The following is a 17,489-nucleotide window of genomic DNA, read 5'->3' on the forward strand; positions in this document are numbered from 1 at the left end:
CAAGCCATGTTTGGGTAGTGGATCTTGTGAAAGATCCACTACCGCTATTTCAGGTAATTAGCCGGTGGTCGAGCGAAGCGAGCACCACCGGTTCGCAACGAGCGGGAAATGTCTGTTGGGAATGGTAGTCGAACGCTCCGCGTTGGAACGTTCCGGCCGCGGTGCGTTCGGCTACCAAATTTCTGCTCGTCGCTTCGTTGCCGTGCTGAGTTTTAGGATCACGAAACAATCCAAAGCCCCCTTGGGGGCGACCGTAACCCGAAAGAAACGTCATGAAAAAGATGAATTGCAAAATTGTGTCGATGCAACGCGGGCGTTTCCAATCGGGTCGTTCCGCCCTGGCCAGAGCTTGCGTCTTGGTTGCCAGTCGGAGCCTACCCTCAGCCCTGAGTGCCCGTCCCTCAGCCCTGAGTGCCCGTCGTGCTGGCGGCACTCAACCGCTCGTCGCCGGCCTGGGTTGCGTTTTGCTGGTCACCGTCACCGGCTGCAGTACGTTCAATACGAAAGAGTCACTGACCGACACGAGATCGATATTCGATCGGATGCCGTGGTCAAAGTCCAAGAGTGACGTGCCCGAACCGTATCCGAATCCGGTCAAGCTCGCTGCGACCTGGACGCCTGACACGCTCACCCAAGTCGGGCGCGTTCCAACACGTGGATTTGGAGCTCGAGTGTACTTTTACGACGAGAAATCCCGGCCCGTCCCCGTCGAGGGGACCCTGCGGGTGCATGCCTTCGACGAAGGTAGCCCTGGGAAAGAGGAGATGCCGTTGGTGAAACGCTACGAGTTCACCCCCGAGCAGTTCACTCGCCACTTCAGTCGCTCGGACCTCGGCGCGTCATATAGCGTTTGGATTCCTTGGGACGCCGTTGGTGGCAACCAAACCCGTGTCTCACTCGTGGCTTCGTTCACGACGGCCGAGGGCAAAATCGTCCAGGGCTCATCGTCCACCGTGTTGCTGCCGGGCGCCAAACCCAGTGCGGCTGAGAGTCTCGCCCAACGGTTTGCTCCCGAGTACCGACAATGGCAAGCCGCCGCATCGGGATCGAATCCACCGACCAGCGGATTGACGACAACTACGATTCACCGTGAGGCAGCGAGTGCGCGTCTCGTCCCCGAATCCGCTGCACCGACAGCAGGTGTGCCGACCTGGAACATCGCTGGCGGCAAGGCCACCAACTCGCTCAATGTGGCCATGAAACCATCGCAACCGGAGGTCAACGTGGACGACGCCAAGACCGACTACCAAACGCTGCCCGCGAGCACCCGAACGCAGCGCTAAGTAGCTTGGGACCATGGTCCCGAGCGCGCACTTTTGCAACGACTCCGCATACCGAGTTGTCGGACGGGACAATGGTCCCATCCGGGCCCAATCCCCTTCCAAATGACGCCGATCCTGGAAGGATCCCAGCGATTAGCCGGTGGTTAGCCGGTCGTTTTCGCTACGCTCGGGTCGCCGACCGATCGCTTGAGTGGCGTTGGGAATGAGGTCTTTGGGGAGTTGTCGGACGGGACAATGGTCCCATCCTACTGTGCCACCTCAGTCGGTTGGGATACGGCGATGCCGGTGGGGAGGTTGCGACTGATCGCTTCGATCACCAGATTGAAGTTTTGGGGTTGATTGCTGCGGAGAACGAGTTCGTAGTCGATCGATTCGCGTGGTTTGATCGAGCGAATTTCTTCAAAGTAGATCGTGTTACCACCCCGTGTGAATTTTCCCAGTTCAGGGCTTTGGGTTTGGGTCAGACGCTCGATCGTCACGCCGTTGGGCGTATCAAACGAGATCTGTACGGCATGATCCACTTCGTCGGTATCGTTGGTCAATCGGATCGAGTAGCCGATCGGGTCATTCACGCGGGGTGAGATGTCGCGTTGCAATACGTCGAGCCGCAGAGTGCCGGGGGCGCGGCGATCTGAAGGACTCGGCTGTGTGCTCGGCGGTGGCGGGAGCGCCGGCGGCGTGCCGGGGCCAGCGGGGATTGCCGGAGGCGTTTGTGCTGGTGGCAAGACGGGTGGCGCCACCAGAGGTGCGGCGGGGGCATTGCCTGGAAGAATCTGTACGGAGGTTGAGTTTCGGCCGCGGGCGCCTTCGGCGGATTCCGCGGTAAAAATGAATTGACTGGCCGCGCTGGTCTGTTGGGCCGCGAATTCGGCTTCGAGTACAGCGGTCTCGCCAGCGGGCAGTTCAGGAATCGTCCACGAAATCAGATAGGGAGTATCGAGATTACGCGGGAAATCCACCGTCGCTTGTTGGGGTAAAAGATGCGGATCGTACGACATCGTTACCCGCACGCTCTTGAGCGGAATGCTGCCCGTGTTTTCGACTCGCCCCCGCACAAACACGTTGTCGCCAACGCTGATGCGATCGCGGGCCGCCGAGACCATGACCGACATGGCGGGCGTGGGCGGGGCCGGATTGATAACGGTGACGCAGGAGGACAGCGATTGTTGTTGGCCACCCGCTGCGGCGGCTTGGAACGTCACGCAGCGAAGCCCTGAATCGGTGGGCGTGAATCGAACCGTGCTACGCCAGATCTCGCCGGGTTGTAGCGGGCCGTCTGTTTTGTCATTGCCCACCTCGCGGGTGCCCTTTTCACTATGCATCATGTACTGATCACCGGACGCGGTCAGCGAGATGTCACGCAGGGGGCGATCGCCGGTGTTTTCGACTTCAATCTCAAAGGCGACCTTTTCGCCGGTTTCATAGCGATCCCGTTCCGCAGCAACGCGTAGCGCCAATGCGGGGCGGAAAATGTCGACTCGAATGTTCCCGTTGGCGGACAGACCACCATCACCGCGAGCTTCGAAGTCGATCGAAACCGGTGCACCGGAGCTGAGTTTGAGTCCCAGGTCGAGCTGTTGCTGTGGGGGGATGGTGCCGATCTGCCAAACGACGCTGTTGGGGAATACTTTCGCAAACGTGTCACTCGAGATGACTTTCACGCCGTCGGGAATCGCAGCCCGAACTTCGATCCCTGTCGCGTCTTGATCGCCTGGGTTGGCGATATTGGCGGACACGTCGAAAGGCGTGTTGTAGGAGGCGATTTCCGGACCACCGGTGCGGAGAGTCAATTGCGGTGACGACCACGTCACGAACGCTTGACCGCGTCCGAGCGTCAGGTCGGGCATGTTGTCAGCGGTCCCGCCGGGGCGGATGACTCGAACGTCAACGATCGCGTTGCCCGCTGTCCCAGGAATGGGCACGAGGGTCGCGGGAGCGTTGCCGGAGTCGTCTACGTTGACTTCCACGATCGAGGATCCATCGGTGCCCGCGAAACTGGCCAGTTCAGGGTTCATGTTTTCATAGCGGACTTTCCAGCCGCGAGCGGGCAGCGACCCTTCGGCTCGGGTCACGCGTGTGACCAGCTCAGCGGCCACTCCGGCAGTCAGACGCTGCGGCGCCGGGAATACCCAACGGGCATCGACCCAGTAAATCGTCGCCGAAGCCTTGCGTTGATCCCAGCATTCGCTCTCGGGAGCCAGCACGGTGACGTGGCTGGTGCCTTCACTGGGGCTGCTCAAGGTCATCCACGTCTGGCCCTTTTCGAGTTTGACGTCGTCGTTGGGGTTGGTGTTTCCACGGGTAATCAGCATCTCCTTGGTGCTGGTCACACCGCGTGCGTAAGCGCCATCTTGCTTTTTCGCTACGGGAACACTGGCCAGTTTATGGATCAGGCCCGGTGCATTGTCGTCCACAGCGATGATATTGCCCACGCTGTCTCGGCTGAGCATCCACTCGAGCGGTTCGGCGACTTGCAGGTAACCATCGGTGCCACAGATGCCTGAAAGGAACATGACTTCCCCGCCCACGGGGGCGACAATTTTCTGGGGTGACAGAAGGATGCAGCCCCGTTTGCCACGGGAGGGCAGCTTGCAGGCGAGTTTGGGATCAATCTCGCTACCGTAGAGCACAGCGGGGGGACCGACGAGGCATTCGCCACTGCAATCGGGACCGGGCACGCAGGGCTCGTTATTGATCGCGCCGCTGCCAGTCGCGGCACCCGGTTGGGCACAGGCAGGTGGATCGGCGGGTTCGGTGAATGCGGGGTTGGGGAAATCAAAGCCGGGGCAGCTCAAGCAGCACCCCAGATTCTTAATGCACCCGAGGCATTTACATGGATTCAGGCAGCACGTCCCATTCGTACAGGGCGACACCAACTGCGTCGTTGTGGGTAGCGGGGCAAACAGGCATGACCCGGTGCCATCGATTGCGGGTAAACGCAAATGACCGCAGCCGCTGACGGTCACGAGGAGCACCATCAACCACAATGAAAACCCACGCAAGCCACGTGCGGACACACGTTGCTGGCTGCGTAGATCGTCAATGATCGTGGTGAAGTGCATCGTTCCATCGGTAGAACAGAGAAAAAGAATTCGTCCGTAGGAACGCTAGCACGCAGACACACCGGGGGCGGGATTCGCAAGAGACAAAGGCAAAATCTCGACAGAAGCTGGGTCGCCGATTGCGGGTTATCCAGATTGCGACGAAGATTACGCCCCCAGACCGCCCGCCTCCGTTTTTCCGCGTCTACTCAACTCAGCCCCATGTCATCACTACCCATTCGATTCGGCGTCCTCGGCACGGGACGTATCACGCGGCGGTTGGTCGCCGATCTGCAGTCGACGCCGGGAGCAACGCCCACCGCGATCGCCTCACGCAGCGCCAGCCGGGCTCAGTGGGCCGCCGACAATTATGGGATTGCCGCGGCGGTGGAGGGCTATGACGCGTTGCTAGCACGTGATGACGTCGACGCGGTTTACATTGCATTGCCACCGTCACTGCATCACGAGTGGACGCTCGCCGCATGCGCCGCGGGCAAGCATGTCCTGTGCGAGAAGCCCGTTGCGCTCTCAGCGGCGCAAGTTCGCGAGATGCTCGCGGCGGCGAATCGTGCCGACGTGAGATTCCTCGACGCCACGGCTTGGTTGCACCATGAACGCACCGACCAGTTCCGCCACTGGCTGACGACGGCGACACCTCAACCCGATGCCGCGATCGCGGCGGCCAAACAAGATGAATTATTTGCGGACGAGTCCGACGCAGCCCAGGAGCGTTTACCGTTTCGCATCGGTCCCCTGCGGCATATCAGTGCAGCGGTCTCGTTTCCCAATCCCTTTCAGAGCGGCGACCATCGACTCGACGCAAGTCTGGGGGGCGGCGCCCTATTGGATCTCGGTTGGTACGCCGCGGGGCTGATTCGGTTTGCCACCGGCGGGCTACCGGATCAGGTCTACGCGACGGCGGTCATGCGGGATGGCATCGACGTGCGTGTCTCGGCAACCATGCGTTTTGCCGATGAAACGACCGCGACTCTCTCCTGTGGTTTCGATACGACGACGCGGAAGTGGTGTGAGATCGCCGGGGCGGAAGCCTCGATCGTGTGCGACGATTTCACTCGCCCCTGGGCCGACAAACCTGCCCGGAGCTGGGTCCATGAAGCTTCGGGCAAGGTTCACTCAATGCTGCCGCCGAGCGAACAGGAGCTACCCGCGAGTCCCGATGCCGCCGCGCAGCCACTGACTCGCTCGCCCCGCTGCCATCAAGAGCGGGAAATGATTTCGCGACTGGTGGGCTGGATCCGCAACGGATCGCAGGCCGCTGGCGAAAAACCGTGGCAGAAGTATCACGAGCAGGCACTCCAGACCCAAACTCTGCTCGACGCACTCGCCGTCGCTATCGAATTGAAATGAGTCGTCAGGGATCACCGAGACGCGCCCACCCAAGAGCGACGTCACCGCTGTCGAACCCACACCACAGAAGCTATTCTCCCGTATCCCCTCTTTCCGATCCCCCTCTCCCCTCAATCACATCCCCATGGCAGTTGAAATCAAAGCGGTTTATCAAGGTCAGCTTCGTTGCCAGGCCACCCACGGTCCCAGTGGTCAGCAGATTTCCACGGACGCACCGACCGACAACGGCGGTCGTGGCGAGGCTTTTTCGCCGAGCGATTTGGTGGCGACAGCGTTGGGGACGTGCGTGTTGACGATCATGGGCATCGTCGCAGCCCGCCATGAGGTGGATTTGAGCGGTACGGAAGTCCACGTTTCCAAGGAGATGGTCCAGTCGCCGATGCGCCGGATCGGACGCCTGACGACCACGGTGACCTTCCCCGCCTCAATCGAATTGGACGACGCCATGCGTGACCGGTTGACGTCTGCGGCTCGCCAATGTCCGGTCCATCAGAGCCTGCATCCAGAAATCGATGCCCCCATCGAGTTCCAATACTCCTGATTTTTCCGGCAGCCGTGGCGATTTCATGTGAAATCCCCGTCTCTAGGCTGGTTAGTCTGTGGCATGCCGACCATACTGGGAGGTAGATTCGTGCGCGTTACGGACCCTTATTTTACGTCACACCCGTTATCCCTAAGTTCCGCCCCATGAATTCGTCCGACATCGTGATTACCGGCGTGGGCATGGTATCGTCGATCGGGGTGGGCCGTGCAGCGTTTACGCAGTCCCTGCTCGACGGTGTCAGTGGGGTGCGTCACTACGACGAAAATGCGAGCGAGACGAGCGAAGATGTCGTGCTGCAGTATTGCTACGAGGACGGTGTTCCCCGCCTCGTCAAAGAAACAGCGGTCGTCGCGGGGTTGGTTGACTTCAATGGCAAACAGTTTGTCACGCCGCGTAAAGCGCTCAAAGTAATGTCTCGCGAGATTCAAACGGCCTACGCAGCATCGCAGCTGGCCGTCCTGGATGCGGGATTGCAACCGTTTCTGCCCGCAGAGCCCGCGGCAACGGAGCAACGGATCCGGCACGCGGGGGCGGAGCATGCCGAGCAGCGGCCGTGCTACACCGAGAGCGGAAAAATCAGCAGCGATCGGATTGGAACCGTATTCGGCAGCGAGCTGTTGTACGGGCCCCCGTTGGAGTTGAGCGATGCGTTCGCGGACAGTGTCAATGCGGACGGAGCGTTTGCCGCGAGTGAGTTCGGTAACTCTGCGATGCGGCATATCACGCCGCTGTGGCTGTTGAAATATTTGCCCAATATGCCTGCGTGTCACTACAGCATCGTGCTCAACGCCCATGGCCCGAATAACTCGATTACCGTCGGTGACGCCTCGGGAGCGTCTGCGTTGATCGAAGCGTGTGGCTATTTGCACCGTGAGATTGCCGATTTCTTAGTCGTCAGCGCCAGCGGCACGCGTCTCAACGCGACACGTGCCTCGTTCACCGAGGACCAGCCGTTGGCCAAGGTGGTTGATCCCGTTTCACGGACCAGCCGCCCGCACGCGATTGACGCCGATGGGTTGGTCCGGGGCGAAGGTGCCGGCGGATTGGTGCTCGAGCGAGCCGATACGGCAGCGGCGAGAGGCGTCAAGCCGATCGCCCGCGTGCTGGGCTTTGCATCCCGCTTCATCGCTTCGCCCGCCTTCCTGTCGGGAGAACGGACGGCGGACATCCGCCCCGATGCCGGTCGCGGCTCAGCGGATGCCATCATCGCCGCGATGCGAGGCGCTTTGGCCGCAGCCGACATGCAGCCCGAGGACATTGGTGCGGTCGTCGGCCACGCCGCGGGCGATCCGGTGCTCGATGCGTGCGAGCGAGAAGCATTGGCACGGGTGATTCCGGACGCCGCCGTCGTTTTGCCCGCCACATTGCTCGGACATACCGGTGCCGCCAGCGGCATGATGGGACTATTGGCCGGGTGCGTGACCCTGCAGAGCGGAAAAATACCATGCGTGCCCCACGCTGATTCCTGTGTGGCGGGGACGGATTCGACCCTCAAACCACTCAATGTGAGCGATCAAGTTCGACCGCTCGAGAAACGCGTCGTGATGGTGATCTCGCACACCTCACCCGGCCACGCCACTGCCGTGATCTTGGCGGGCTAGTGGTCTGGCACTCTGGATGATGTTTTGAAATCCCCATCAACGGCACGCGTACCGAACGACATCGCTCGCGTTTGATGCGGTAGAGCATCCGCAGCCAACCCCAGGGGAAGAGTTTGAGTGGCTGTTTCTTCCCTGGGGCCGACGTCGCGTGAGGCGGGTGGTGGTGTGTGTTACCCGATGCCTTACGGCATTCGGCTCAATTGCGTGTCGAAATTGTTGGCCGGGTTGGGGGATTTATGAGCCGAGTCGCGTGAGCGGCCGGGTGGCTGTTTGTTCCCTGGGGCCGATGTCGCGTGAGGCCGGTGGTGTGTGTTACCCGATGCCTCACGGCATTCGGCTCAATTGCGTGGCGAAATTGTTGGCTGGGGTGGGGGATTTATGAGCCGAGCCGCGTGAGCGGCCGGGTGGCTGTTTCTTCTCCTGGGGGCCGATGTCGGATGAGCGACGCGGTGGTGTGTGTTACCCGATGCCTTACGGCATTCGGCTCAATTGCGTGGCGAAGTTATTGGCTGGGGTGGGGATTTATGAGCCGAGTCGCGTGAGCGGCCGGGTGGCTGTTTTTCCCCTGGGGCCGACGCCGCGTGAGGCCGGGTGGTGTGTGTTACCCGATGCCTTACGGCATTCGGCTCAATTGCGTGGCGAAATTGTTGGCGGGGGTGGGGGTTTATGAGCCGAGTCGCGTGAGCGGCCGGGTGGCTGTTTGTTCCCTGGGGGCCGATATCGGGTGAGCGACGCGGTGGTGTGTGTTACCCGATGCCTTACGGCATTCGGCTCAATCAGTGGGCGGCTCACATCCGAAACGGCTGTTCGAATGAAACACTTCCCTAACCTCGCTTAGCCATTAAAACGGCTCAGGCACAGCGTCACGTTTTGGCCACCGAAACCAAAACTATTATTGAGGGTGTACTTCAGCTCTGCCTCGCGAGCTTGGTTTGGAACGTAGTCCAAGTCGCAGTCTGGATCAGGATTCTCGTAGTTGATCGTTGGCGGCAGGACACTGTCTCGCATCGCCATCAAGCACACGATCATCTCGGTCACCCCGGCGGCGGCGATCAGGTGCCCCATCATGCTTTTCGTGCTGCTGACGGGAGTGGTCGCGGCGAGCTCACCGAAGACTTCGTGACAGGCCTTGGATTCCACACGATCGTTCACCTTGGTGCTGGTGCCGTGCGCGTTGACATAATCAATATCGGCAGGCGTCAGACCGGCATCGGCGATCGCCATTCGCATCGCGGCGATGCCGCCATGTCCGTCCGGCGGGATGTCGGTGATGCGATATGCATCCGCGGTGGTGCCGTATCCGGCAACCTCTCCATAAATGGTCGCGCCCCGCTTTTTGGCTGACTCGAGTTCTTCCAAGACCACCATGGCGGATCCCTCACCGAGGACGAAGCCATTTCGTCCTGCGTCAAACGGGCGGCTCGCTTTGGTGGGCTCGTCGTTGCTTTCCGAGAGTGCCGTCAACAAATTGAATCCGGTCACTCCGAACGGATGGATCATGCTATGGGTGCCGCCGGCGAGCATCACATCGGCCTCACCGCGACGAATGATCTCAGTCGCCTCGCCCACCGCTTGGCTGCTCGCCGCGCAGGCGGTCAAACAGTTGAAGTTGGGGCCTTGTGCGTTGAAACGCGTCGCCAGGTGAGCGGCCGGCATGTTCGGTTCTTGCTCGAGTTCTTTCGCGGGGTCGAGCAAGTCGATACCAGCGGCAATGAACCGTCTGACGTCGTACTCACCCGTCGAAAGCGCAGCGACCATCATACGGCTGAAGGTGCCGAAATCTTGGTTGCCCTCACCGCTACCTAAGTAGACGCCCATGCGCGTGGGATCCTCGACGGAGTCGAGCACACCGCTGTCGGCGACGGCTTGGGACGCCGCGGCGATCGCGAATTGGGTATGTCGACCGCGGCGGACATGCTGGTCGCCATCGGGAACGGTTTTGGTAATATCCCAGTTTTTGATTTCCGCGCTTATTCGCGTAGGAAATCCGGTCGCGTCAAACAGCGTCGTGGCTGCGACTCCGCTGCGACTTTCTTTCAGACCAGACCAGACCGTCGTGACATCCCAACCCATGGGGTTGATCATTCCGATCCCGGTAACGACGACTCGGCGGCGCGGCGACATGGACGCTCAAAGATTCTTGTAGGAAGGAACGGGATTGCCATCGGCGGTAACCGCAACGTGAAAGAAATTCATCATTCGCAACATGGACCGCAGGTCACCCGGATTGAATAGAGAGCCATCAACGAGATGCCCCTCTTCTAAAAATGCGAACATCAAGTCCGCTTCGGCTTGCAGTTCGCCATTGCAATGGCTCGTGCCACTGATGACCGCGCCGAGTGCTTGGGTTCGCCCCATCTTCACATGATAGTTCAGCGTATCACCTGGTTTCGCGGGCGCGTGAAATTTCACTTTACTGACTTTGGCCAGTACGACGCGTTTGGTGAACCCAAAATGTTCATGAACGAGGATCCCGCCCAGCTGGGCTAAGCCTTCAATGATCAATGTCGGTGGCAGCAACGGATAACCGATGCTGTACCCATCGATCACCTCCTCATCGAGCGCGACATTCTTGATGCCGCGCGCATGAGACCCACTGACGAACTCGGTAAATCGATCTACCCAAAACCAACGCATGGTTACGCATTGACCTTGCTGCTGACATAGCTGCACAGGTCACCGACGGTGAGCAGGTTGCCGAAGTCTTGAACCCGTGGGTTTTGCTCGAACTTCGAGAGGTCGGCCCAGGGCATCCGTGACTTCAGTTCCGTCATCCCTTCGGGGGTGACCACGCCGTCTTGGACGTATTGGCTGTTGGTCAAAATGTCTTCAGGGGACAGTTCTTCACGTGGAATTTGGATATTGAAGGACTTCTCGAGTTTGAAGACGATATCGAGAAAATCGATCGATTCAGCACCCAGGTCACCGACCAAGGTCGCTTCGCGAGTCGCTTCGTCGTCGTCCACACCGAGTGCGTCGACCAAGGCGGCCTGGACTTTTTCGTAAATTTCGTCTTGATCAAGCGACATCGTGAGTTCCTATTTTGGTTTAACTGAAAGAGTAAAGTATTAGGGGGTTATCGTTGGTGTCGCGTTCTCGTCGGCCTGCGCGAGGGCAGCCACACAAGGGCAATCACCGTAAAGTTCAAAAAACTGCTCGCGGGCGAGAAGTTTGAGGTCGCTGTCGGTATCAAGATATTCGGGATCGCCACTAGAGCAGCTTTCTAAAATCAGTCGTGCTGCAACCGTGATTCGATCGCCCTTGCGGGCCACAGCCTTGACCGTTGTGATCGCTCCCTCAACTTTAAAAATCTCCGCTTCCACGGTGAGTGTCTCGCCGGGCGACAGGAAGTCGCCGAATTTGACGTTCCGGACTTCTCGCAATAACACCAGGGCATCATCGAAGCCGGATGTCGTGCGAATCAACCATGCCGACGCCTGATGCAGCGCTTCGAGCATCATCACGCCCGGCATGACCGGGAAACGTGGAAAGTGATCCTGAAGGTACTCTTCGTCGGCGTTCAACGTGCGTTCGCCGACCAGCTTTTGGCCGGGTTCGAGCAGGGTGATGCGATCAAGCTGACTGTATTTCATGTGCGAATAATAGTGACCTATAGAAAACCCCTCAACCGGAGATAGGCCCCAGAAATCAGAGAGGGCAGTAATTCTAGCCCTTTTTTGACAACATCAGCCCAATTTCGCGGTCATTTGCGTCAATCCCTCGTCCAACAGTTCGATCGCAGTATCGATATGCGCGTTTGTCGTGATTATCGGTGGCGGCAAAAATCGGATTCGTGCCGGCGCCGCACCGCAGAGGAAACCCAGCAGACCCAAGTCAAACAGCAGCCCCATCAACATCTTGGCGTGATCGAGCGATCCATTGCCCGGCGTGAAGGCCATCATCATGCCTTCCCCGTACGGGCCAGAGATCATTCCAGCATGCTTTTTCGCCAGACGCTCCATCGCGGCCGCGAAGTACGCGTGGCGGCGCATGTTGGCCCCGTCGTCACCGAAGCAGCCCGATGATGCCAGTAGATCGAGTGTCTTCAGCCCCGTGCGAATGGCCGCCGTCGAGCCGGTGAAGGTTTGGCTGATGATGGGCGCGGTGGGCTGGAACTCTTTGCGATACAGCGTCGCGCAGACCTGGGTGATCTTCCCGATGGTGACAATGTCAGCAAACTCATCGAGTCCGTAGTGCTGGAAGGCGAACGCGCGGCTGGTTCGTGAAAACGATTGGATCTCGTCGAAGATGATCGGGATCCCGGCGTCCCTTAGCGGCTGGCACAACGCCGCGAAGAATTCGTGACTGCCGGGGTAATAGCCGCCTTCGCCTGCGATCGCTTCCGCCCAAAATGCCGCGTGTTGCTTGGGATAGCGAGCCAGGAGTCCCTTCAGTATCTCGGTGGCACGCTGCGTCGACCCAGCGGGATCGTGAGGGTCCAGGAACGGCAAGTAGTCGACGTTGATCGCCATCGGGATGCCGTCCCGGTAGGCGGGGCGATCGGTCACGGCCGCCAGAGCGATCGAACGGCCCGCGAATGCATTGTCGAATGCGATCACACGGGTTGCGGGTTGCGCATGATGAAAGGCAAGTTTCAGCGCGTTCTCATTGGCCATCGCGCCACTGGTCGACAGGATCGCGTGCTCCAACGCCGCGCCCGATTCGCTGGCCAGGGCCGTCAATCGGCTGAGCATTCGCACGCTCGGCACGTTTTGCTGCAGGTTCCCCTGCATGACGGTGTCTTCGAGTGCCGCATCGATACTCGCGGCGATCATGTCGGGATGGGAGTGACCGCATCCGTGGACCCCGATGCCACCGATGAAATCCAGCTTCACACTGCCGTCGGCCAGTTCCACGTAGGGCCCGTTGCCCATTCCTGAAGCAAAGTAGGGCCAAATCGGCGGTCCGCCTCGCTCACGCGTGTATTCCGCAATGATCGACTGGTATTGCTCTGATCGCTCGGCATCGGGAGACGCCACGGCGTCGAGTTTCGCTGCATGCTCGCTCACCGCCGCCGAAATCAGGCGTTTTGCTTCAGCAATTCGCGGGTCGTTTTGAAGGGATTCAGCGTGCAGCGGGGTTGGGGTGGTGGAGACGGACATGAATCTCGAATGGGGACAAGAAAACTGGCGTGGATGGTATTACGAGCGGCGCAACCATCATCAGGTTCAGGAGCAGATCTTACAATCTGTCGTCGGCAGCACGACGGGGCGGTTCGATCGTCCGGTGGGATCATTGCCCAGTCGGCGATCTGGTGTCGGCAATCTGGTGTGGGCGATCAGCAATGCGTTGGCTCGCTCGGGGCGATGGTCCCAAGCTACGCGCCCGCCGCATCCTTGGGTGGCTCGCTCTCTCCGAGCAATCGAGCCACGGCGTCGAGCAGACGATCCATTGGAAATGGTTTGCGAATGTACTCGCTCACGCCGAGCAGTTCGGCGTACGCCTGGTGGCGACTGCCCTCATTGCCCGTGATCATCACGACGGGGAGCGGCAGATCGTGATCGCGGCGGAGTTTCTCTAGCACGAGGAAACCGCTGCGTTTGGGCATCATCATGTCCAGGATCATCAGATGGGGGTGCTCGCGTTCAGCGAGCGCCAGTCCTTGATTGCCGTCTCGTGCCACCACGACTTCGTAGCCCGCCGACTCCAGCGCGTAGCTCACCGTTTCGACGATTTCAATATCGTCATCGACCAGCAATACTTTCCGGCCCAGTGGTTTCGGCTGATCCGGCTGGGGTGCCGATGCGGTCTGCTGATCGATCGATGCATTCATGATGTGGCTTTAAAAAAGGTTCAATTCGACGAAAAACCCACCATCTTTCGGGCGGCATCGTCCACTACCGCATCGCCAACGCAGGTCGCATCGGGTCTCGGCGAAATGATCTTATCAAAACACCAGCGGTCAATGTCTTTCAACGCCGCGGTATTCATGACATCATCGTCTCGGTACTGTCGGATTTCAACCTGTGCTCGGATCATCTGCGCCATCGCAATGTCTCGCACGAGCGCCTGCGGTTCGTCATCGACGCCATTGATGGCTTGCAGCCACAGCATCGGTAGCTGGCGAGATCTTAGTTGACTGAAGTTCGGGATCGTGCCATGGGAGTTGGGGAACTGGCCGCCAGCACGGACCACGCCCGCAAACCGCTCGCTGTGGCGCATCGCAACCTGGCACGCCATGGTCGCACCGTTGCCGTAACCGGCAAGGATGATTCGGTCAGGATGAATGCAGTAGACTGCCTGTGCCTGTTCGATGGCGTTGCACACGATTTCGCATGCCTTCGCCGTTGCACTGTGACCGCTGGACCAATCGAAGCCGAATCCACGGACATCCGTCGCCCGTGTCGCACGAACGCCGACACCGACATAGTTGCGTGTACTGATGTGCGGCATGACCTGTTCGATCTGCCGCTCGTTATGACCCGAGGAGTGCAGCCACACGATCAGCGGATACTGATAGCCGGCTTGGTAGTGCAGCGGTGCAAGCATTTGCACACTGCTGCGACGACTATTGATCGTTGGTGGTGCCAGCGTTTCATTGCGGCTCGCGGCGTGGTCGCTCACCTTCGTGGTGTGATCGGGTGCTTCCGCGCTCGTTGTCTCGGCTTGTGGTCTCGATATCCAACGGCGTGAAAACGAACCACTCATCGAAAGGCCTTGTTGCAGAGTAAACAAAGCAGTCGAGCGGCCGATCGGGTCGGCCCCTTAACCGCGAAGGTGAGACGACGTGAAGGCTAGTTCCTCGGCCACCCTGTTGTCAACTCCGAATCAACAGAGGAGACAAAGTTAACGAGGTCGATTTGGTTCCTCTGTTTTGCTAGCAACGCAGGCTCGCAAGTCGGATATTTCCCTGCCCGCCATGGTCAGCAGTCCGGGAGGTCTGTGGTGGGTTATCTCGGTTTTCTTGAGTGTGTCGAGGGCGCTGTCCAAGGCGAGTTAGATGACGTTCGTCTCGATCGTCAAAGACGCGGTCCGTCCCATCGTTTTCGTCAACTTGCCATGCCTTCGGCTGCGTCGCCGGGACTGCTTGATCGACTCGTGCGATTGTGCCCCTGACAGTCCGTTTGTTCTGCAGCGAGGAAGACTCGCTTCGCCGTTTCTTCTAGAAAAAGCTGTGGCCTTTGACTCCGTCGCTCGGCTTGTCTATACTTTGTGCATCACGGGTGAAATTCGCTGCCTTCAGCGATCTGCCCGTGTTCTTCGGTCCCGGAGATGTTTGTGGACGAACGGTTTTGCCAACGCGCAGGGCCGGGTCGCTTCGCATCCGATCTACCCGCTTTCGCCGAGGTTGTTCGCTAAATCTAAAACGCTGTTTCCACGACGTTGTCCTGAGTTGCTCGAACGAGTAGGCAGGCCGCTGCGTCGAACAGGTAGCGCTGTGATGCGGACGACGCCAATGTCACGATTGAACATGATATTGGAACACCCTTTCACTTTCGAAATCTCCAACCAATCTGCGGGACAATTGCCATGGGAATGCCGGGAACTACTGAGCTGTTGATCGTTTTATTCATTGCTCTATTACTCTTTGGTGGTTCAAAACTACCCTCGCTGATGCGGAACTTGGGTAAGAGCGCCAACGAATTTAAACGTGGCATGGCCGAGTCAACGGACGATGTTGACGAGTCGAAAAAGCTACACGAAAAGGTCTGAGATGTTTGGTCTCAGTTTTTTCGAGATGTCGGTGATCGGGGTCATTGCGGTGGTCCTGTTCGGCGGCAATTTGCCCGAGGTGGCGAGAAAGTTTGGCAATTCCTATGCGCAGTTGCGGCGCAGCCTGCATGACGTGCAGCAGCAGTTCCGCGACGCTCAGAAGGATGTCGATCGCGCCATGGCGGTCGACACGAAGTCGAGCGGGAAAGCGGCGAGTTACGACGAGGATGAAGACGACGCTTCCGAGCCGTCTGCACCGAAGTTCACGCCGCCGAGCTAAATCGATTCCCGATGGAGCGATCGCAGTTCAGACCTCAACGCCACGGCCGTGCCCATGACATCTCTTGCGCTTCCCTTTCGCATCGGCCTTGGGTACGACTCACATCGGCTCGGTCGCGGCGGTCCACTGCGCATCGGCGGGATCGACGTCGGTGAGGACGGGCCTGAGCATTTCCATGCGATCGGACACAGTGATGCCGATGTGTTGCTGCATGCCCTGACCGATGCGTTGCTCGGGGCTATTGCGGCAGCGGACATTGGGCGGCTGTTTCCCGACGACGCGGATGTGAATCGAGATCGCGATAGCGCGGAGTTTGTCGCCGCGGCGCTGTCGAAGGTCCGCGAGGCGGGCTATCAAATCGGCAACCTTGACGCGGTCATCTTGGCACAGCAGCCGAAAATGGCGCCGCACATTGACGCCATCCGGCAGCGGATCGCTGGCCTTCTGGATTGCCCCCTCGATGCTGTGGGTTTGAAAGCCAAAACGGGCGAGGGCGTCGATGCGGTGGGCCGCAGCGAGGCGATCGCGGCGCGGGTCATCGTGATGCTGCTACGCGTGGCCTAGCGGCCGGTCATTCAATGTGCCTGCTTCTCGCCCGTGTATCCTGAGCGACTAATTCTGTTTATGCTGGCGAATGCACGGGATACCTACGCCCAACAAATACTCGAGGGTTGTTTTGAAAGATATTTGGATTGGTTTCGACCTGGGCGGCACCAAGATGCTGGCCGTCGCGTTCGATAATGAGATGAAACCCGTCGCTCGGCGACGTCGAAAAACACGCGGCAGCGACACGGGCATTTCGAGAGTCGTCTCGACGATCAAAAAATTGCTGGACGAAAACGAAATTGATCCGAAACGCATCGCGGGAATCGGTATCGGTTGCCCGGGACCCATTGACCTTGATGCCGGGCGATTGATGGCGTCCCCCAATCTTGGCTGGGATACCGTTGATGTGCGCGGAGTGCTCACCAAACAGTTTGGGTGCCCGGTCGCTGTGATCAATGACGTTGATGCGGGCGTCTATGGGGAATATCGCTTTGGCGCCGCCGAAGGCAGTCGCTGTGTCGTCGGTATTTTCCCGGGTACCGGCATCGGTGGCGGGTGCGTCTACGAAGGAAAAATTTTGCAGGGTGCTGGCATTTCCTGCATGGAGATCGGCCACACCCGCATCAGTTCAGGGGTCCGCTGCAGCGGCGGCGAGATTCCGGGAACGCTCGAGACACAGGCGAGCCGGTTATCGATCGCTGCCGAGGCTGCCAAACTCGCGTATCGCGGCGAGGCACCCTCGCTGCTCAAAAATGCTGGCACCGATCTGACATCGATCCGCAGCGGCTCGCTGGCCGACTCGGTCAAGAACGGTGATACGGCTGTTAAGCAGGTCATCGAAGAGGCTGCCGTCGTGATCGGTTATGCTGTCGTCAATGTCGTCCACATGCTCTGCCCCGACAAAATCGTCCTGGGCGGCGGGTTGGTCGAGGCGATGGAGAGCTTGCTGCTCGAGGGCGTTCGCAAGACCGCACACGCGTGTGTCATGCCAGTGTATAAAGATCGCTTCAAAATTGTCGCAGCGAAACTGGGTGATGATGCTGGCGTGATGGGCGCAGCCGCGTTGGCTAAGTCCCGGTTCGAAGGGGACCTCGTGGCCCCCGGCCGTCAGGACGTTGCCGACGACGTTGCGATGAATACCACAGACAATTGAATTCCAATCGGAAAGCCGAA

Annotated in this window: 17 protein-coding genes; 8 read left to right on the forward strand and 9 right to left on the reverse strand. The window is 59.4% G+C overall.

The annotated features are described in order from the left end of the window. Positions 1 to 49: 49 nt before the first annotated feature. Positions 50 to 274 (reverse strand): hypothetical protein, encoded by a 225-nt coding sequence (locus SH410x_RS10485; protein WP_473676456.1) that lies wholly within the window; start codon positions 272 to 274, stop codon positions 50 to 52. Here SH410x_RS10485 and SH410x_RS10490 point away from each other — a divergent pair. Then, positions 273 to 1,283: a hypothetical protein gene (locus SH410x_RS10490; RefSeq protein ID WP_473676457.1), complete on the forward strand. Its 1,011-nt coding sequence runs from the start codon at positions 273 to 275 to the stop codon at positions 1,281 to 1,283. The two genes, SH410x_RS10485 and SH410x_RS10490, sit on opposite strands and share 2 nt — an antisense overlap. A 245-nt stretch (positions 1,284 to 1,528) precedes the next feature. On the opposite strand, the gene SH410x_RS10495 is transcribed toward SH410x_RS10490, so the two are convergent. Next, complete coding sequence (locus SH410x_RS10495) at positions 1,529 to 4,345, reverse strand: COG1361 family protein (RefSeq protein ID WP_473676458.1); 2,817 nt, start codon at positions 4,343 to 4,345, stop codon at positions 1,529 to 1,531. Between the two features lie 201 nt (positions 4,346 to 4,546). Between SH410x_RS10495 and SH410x_RS10500 the strand changes: the two genes are divergently transcribed. The 3 genes from SH410x_RS10500 (at position 4,547) to SH410x_RS10510 (ending at position 7,837) form a co-directional block, all read left to right on the forward strand. Next, positions 4,547 to 5,692, forward strand: a complete 1,146-nt coding sequence (locus SH410x_RS10500) for a Gfo/Idh/MocA family protein (protein ID WP_473676459.1) — start codon at positions 4,547 to 4,549, stop codon at positions 5,690 to 5,692. Between the two features lie 124 nt (positions 5,693 to 5,816). Next, positions 5,817 to 6,233, forward strand: a complete 417-nt coding sequence (locus SH410x_RS10505; RefSeq protein WP_473676460.1) for an OsmC family protein — start codon at positions 5,817 to 5,819, stop codon at positions 6,231 to 6,233. 146 nt (positions 6,234 to 6,379) lie between these two features. Then, a complete protein-coding gene (locus SH410x_RS10510) occupies positions 6,380 to 7,837 on the forward strand; it encodes a beta-ketoacyl synthase N-terminal-like domain-containing protein (RefSeq protein ID WP_473676461.1) in 1,458 nt (485 codons plus the stop codon). Between the two features lie 834 nt (positions 7,838 to 8,671). Here the strand turns inward: SH410x_RS10510 and SH410x_RS10515 are convergent. From SH410x_RS10515 to SH410x_RS10545, 7 genes are all read right to left on the reverse strand, one after another. After that, the gene (locus SH410x_RS10515) at positions 8,672 to 9,961 is read right to left on the reverse strand and encodes a beta-ketoacyl-[acyl-carrier-protein] synthase family protein (RefSeq protein ID WP_473676462.1); all 1,290 of its coding nucleotides are present in this window, start codon (positions 9,959 to 9,961) and stop codon (positions 8,672 to 8,674) included. A 6-nt stretch (positions 9,962 to 9,967) separates the two neighbouring features. Then, positions 9,968 to 10,474 (reverse strand): 3-hydroxyacyl-ACP dehydratase FabZ family protein, encoded by a 507-nt coding sequence (locus tag SH410x_RS10520; protein WP_473676463.1) that lies wholly within the window; start codon positions 10,472 to 10,474, stop codon positions 9,968 to 9,970. A gap of 2 nt (positions 10,475 to 10,476) precedes the next feature. Then, positions 10,477 to 10,866: an acyl carrier protein gene (locus SH410x_RS10525; RefSeq protein ID WP_473676464.1), complete on the reverse strand. Its 390-nt coding sequence runs from the start codon at positions 10,864 to 10,866 to the stop codon at positions 10,477 to 10,479. A gap of 39 nt (positions 10,867 to 10,905) precedes the next feature. After that, positions 10,906 to 11,430 (reverse strand): 3-hydroxyacyl-ACP dehydratase FabZ family protein, encoded by a 525-nt coding sequence (locus SH410x_RS10530; protein WP_473676465.1) that lies wholly within the window; start codon positions 11,428 to 11,430, stop codon positions 10,906 to 10,908. 93 nt (positions 11,431 to 11,523) lie between these two features. Beyond that, the gene (locus tag SH410x_RS10535; protein ID WP_473676466.1) at positions 11,524 to 12,939 is read right to left on the reverse strand and encodes an aminotransferase class III-fold pyridoxal phosphate-dependent enzyme; all 1,416 of its coding nucleotides are present in this window, start codon (positions 12,937 to 12,939) and stop codon (positions 11,524 to 11,526) included. Positions 12,940 to 13,154: 215 nt separating this feature from the next. Next, a complete protein-coding gene (locus SH410x_RS10540) occupies positions 13,155 to 13,610 on the reverse strand; it encodes a response regulator (RefSeq protein ID WP_473676467.1) in 456 nt (151 codons plus the stop codon). A gap of 20 nt (positions 13,611 to 13,630) precedes the next feature. After that, complete coding sequence (locus tag SH410x_RS10545) at positions 13,631 to 14,485, reverse strand: alpha/beta hydrolase (RefSeq protein WP_473676468.1); 855 nt, start codon at positions 14,483 to 14,485, stop codon at positions 13,631 to 13,633. Positions 14,486 to 15,313: 828 nt separating this feature from the next. Between SH410x_RS10545 and SH410x_RS10550 the strand changes: the two genes are divergently transcribed. The 4 genes from SH410x_RS10550 to SH410x_RS10565 all read left to right on the forward strand — a co-directional run bounded on the left by SH410x_RS10550 (position 15,314) and on the right by SH410x_RS10565 (position 17,469). Continuing rightward, positions 15,314 to 15,490 (forward strand): Sec-independent protein translocase subunit TatA/TatB, encoded by a 177-nt coding sequence (locus SH410x_RS10550; RefSeq protein WP_473677287.1) that lies wholly within the window; start codon positions 15,314 to 15,316, stop codon positions 15,488 to 15,490. 1 nt (position 15,491) lies between these two features. Continuing rightward, the gene (locus SH410x_RS10555; RefSeq protein WP_473676469.1) at positions 15,492 to 15,770 is read left to right on the forward strand and encodes a Sec-independent protein translocase subunit TatA/TatB; all 279 of its coding nucleotides are present in this window, start codon (positions 15,492 to 15,494) and stop codon (positions 15,768 to 15,770) included. 54 nt (positions 15,771 to 15,824) lie between these two features. Further along, a complete protein-coding gene (gene ispF, locus SH410x_RS10560; RefSeq protein ID WP_473676470.1) occupies positions 15,825 to 16,334 on the forward strand; it encodes a 2-C-methyl-D-erythritol 2,4-cyclodiphosphate synthase in 510 nt (169 codons plus the stop codon). Positions 16,335 to 16,446: 112 nt separating this feature from the next. After that, positions 16,447 to 17,469, forward strand: coding sequence for an ROK family protein (locus SH410x_RS10565; RefSeq protein WP_473676471.1), 1,023 nt, complete (start codon positions 16,447 to 16,449; stop codon positions 17,467 to 17,469). Positions 17,470 to 17,489: the final 20 nt, after the last annotated feature.

The organism is Rhodopirellula sp. SH410, assembly GCF_055811895.1.